Below are 2,715 nucleotides of genomic sequence, written 5' to 3'. Positions count from 1 at the left end.
TGGCTCCATTAAGCCGCGATTCAAATGGCTCCATAGGGGCGCGAGATAACAGTAACCTCGTCCGCTGCCGTAGCCAGATGAAAAAATCATGGTTTTTTGAGCTGCATTTTGTAAATCATTACCCGCACAATTCATCCATGCTATTGCGCCATCTGCCCATTTCGTCCCGCGCAAATCCTTTGTGGCGGTAGCTGGTGTGATTGCATTTTTTAACGGAACGGTATCAATTGCGTTCGTTGGCGGTCTAATAATCCAATCCGCTAATAGTTGCGAATTAGGCGTTGGGAAAAATGTTTTTTCTCCAATGGCTTGCCCATTTTTATCAAGCACTTCCACAGCAATTTCAGTGACAGGTGTTTTTGTCCGCGAGTTTTGATTCGTTGCCCACATCAGAAAACCAATTGGGAAATCGCCATTAAGCCCATCGAAGGCTTGACTGTGTACAACAAAACCACTCAGGTACTTCGCATTCCATTTTTGGCGGAATATCTCAAGGGTTGGAGCATTCACATATTTTAATTTGCTGAACATTGCCAAAGTTGCTGTGGGCATTTCTTGTGCAATTCGCGCTACAAATTGGGTAAATAATTCGTTGCTGGCTTTGCCGTATTGGCTCATGCAAGCCGATGCGAACTTTGTTTTTGCAACGCCAGCTTTATTCCCTCCACCATCTGTTGACGTGTTACCTGTATTTGTCGCCTCCGCATACGGCGGATTAATCAGCACCAATATCTTTTTGCCGTCAGCAATCGCCGCCCTTAATGCCATAGGGACTTTGTTGCTGACGCTGTAGTCAATTTTTCCTTCAGCGGTGATGTCGTCGTTCAAATAGTCGTACTGAAAATGAGTGGCGGCTACGCACGTTCGACTAGCCTTCATGACATCAATGTCAGCTTTATCAAGAGTGCTCATGTAGATGTTTCGGTGGTTGCTGTGCTTTACCTCCAGGTTGCCCACGCCGCAGCACATATCCCACACGATGTAGTTTTTCTGCCAGTTCTCACCAAGGTTTTTCGCTAACAAGTCATAGGCTTTATCCACTACATGCAGCGGCGTGTAGTACGCACCTTTGAAGCTGCGTTCATCCAATGGCAAAAGACTATCGCGTCTCTCCAAAAGGTATGACCGATGCTCTTCTTCAGGTGGCCGGTGGTAAATGGCCCAGAAATTACGGTAGCCCCTGACGCTAGAAAGCCTGTGGTTTTTTCCATTCAGCTCGAATATTGGCTTATCTCCATCGTGCAGCAGCCGGGCAGGCAAGTCGCTCATGGCAGCTTTTACCCCGTCATGCATGATGTCTGCAAAGAACAGCAAGGCGTAATCTGTTTCGTCAACGCCCTCCAATTCCTTTCCGATCATATCCACCCACCTGTCGAACACCTGCCGCAAGTTGTCAGGCGTGATTGGAGTACGGATGAATTTACCCGCTGTTATGGCGGTTTTTACGGCTTGGAGGAACTCTTTTTCGTGGCTATCCATCTGGTAGACCACGAAGTGAGTTTCAATATATGGCGCGGATTGTGCGGCAATCGCCTTATCTACCTTTGATCCAGACTTAGGCCATTTGATAGCCTTATCGTCCAGAATTGGCAGCGCTTTAACGGTCTCCATGATGGCGGCTTTTTCGCGGTCGATTACGGCCAGGAATGGTGGAATGCTTTCCCCTTTTTCACGGGCATTGCGCACATAAAACAGTAACTGGGTGAACATCAGCACAGTCGAGGTGGACGCCTCTTTTGCTTCAAACCAGATTTCTTCGGTCTGAATGTCGATCAATCCCTTGGTGTACCGCTTGAGATTCAATGCACTGATGTACGCGTCTTTAACGTCTTCTTCTGTTCTTGCCTTGCCAAGCACTGAAGTCAGGCTCATTTATTTTCTCCCCTTCGTTTGTATGCCGCCGCTGCAAGCTTCGTCATGCAGTCAGACGCAGTTCCGGGTGCAAGCCAGAACGTGCCGCCAAGGTCAGCAGCATGTCCAAGCTGAAGTCACCAACCTTACCCTTGATTAGCCGGGAGACGCGAGGCTGGGTTATTCCAAGCTGGCGCGCAGCCTCGGCCTGAGTCCAGCCTCGCGCCTTCAACTGCTGAGCGGTGAGTATCATCACCTCGGTGCGCATCCTCATTACCTCAGCTTCAGCGGGGTCAAATCCAAGATCAACAAAGACGTTTCCACTGCTCTTGGTGACGCTGGTGTCGTTCCAGCGCGGATCGTCAGTCGTTTTCATGGTCAGTCTCCTATCATCTTGTACCGCTTGGCGGCAAGGTCAATGTCGTACTTGGCTGTCTTCTGCGTCTTTTTTTGGAAGGCGTGGAGGACATAGACGGCCTCGGCGAACTTGGCGACGTAGATCACCCGGAACGCCCCGTTGGCGTCCCGGCAGCGAATCTCATACGCGCCAGCGCCCACGTCGGGCATCGGCTTGAAGTCGCTCGGCTCGCCGCCAAACTGGACGGTCATCAACTCGATACCCAGCGCACACCGAGCTTCTGATGGCATCCCGCGAAGGTCTTTCTGGCTGGAACCAAGGAATTCAACGGTCTTCATGCAGTGAATTATTCCATTACTTGTATAAATATGCAAGTTCTTGAATGGCATTCGCCTTGCCTAGCGCCCCATATCGCACCTCCATCAAACCCGGAAAACGCCCCAAATCGCCCGTTTGCGTCCTATCAAAATACGAACTAGTCGGAATTGACCGGCGTTTTGTGTTTT

At 50.0% G+C, this 2,715-nt stretch carries 3 protein-coding genes; all 3 read right to left on the bottom strand.

The features are described 5' to 3' along the window. Positions 1-1,872: hypothetical protein (locus ACOYNV_RS27220; protein WP_422902951.1), on the bottom strand; the 1,872-nt coding region annotated here is incomplete at its 3' end. Positions 1,873-1,915: 43 nt separating this feature from the next. After that, the gene (locus ACOYNV_RS27215; protein ID WP_422902950.1) at positions 1,916-2,227 is read right to left on the bottom strand and encodes a helix-turn-helix domain-containing protein; all 312 of its coding nucleotides are present in this window, start codon (positions 2,225-2,227) and stop codon (positions 1,916-1,918) included. A 2-nt stretch (positions 2,228-2,229) separates the two neighbouring features. Beyond that, the gene (locus ACOYNV_RS27210) at positions 2,230-2,547 is read right to left on the bottom strand and encodes a type II toxin-antitoxin system RelE/ParE family toxin (RefSeq protein WP_422902949.1); all 318 of its coding nucleotides are present in this window, start codon (positions 2,545-2,547) and stop codon (positions 2,230-2,232) included. Positions 2,548-2,715: the final 168 nt, after the last annotated feature.

Origin of the sequence: Propionivibrio sp., assembly GCF_049316945.1 — a bacterium.
GTDB lineage: Bacteria > Pseudomonadota > Gammaproteobacteria > Burkholderiales > Rhodocyclaceae > Propionivibrio.
The sequence above is the reverse complement of the archived record's forward strand: the minus strand, read 5'-3'. Positions and strand labels throughout refer to the sequence as shown.

Bases quoted from the DNA above. Each gene is read 5' to 3' on its own strand.
- ACOYNV_RS27215 (WP_422902950.1), bottom strand. From the start codon at position 2,227: ATGAAAACGACTGACGATCCGCGCTGGAACGACACCAGCGTCACCAAG.
- ACOYNV_RS27210 (WP_422902949.1), bottom strand. From the start codon at position 2,547: ATGAAGACCGTTGAATTCCTTGGTTCCAGCCAGAAAGACCTTCGCGGG.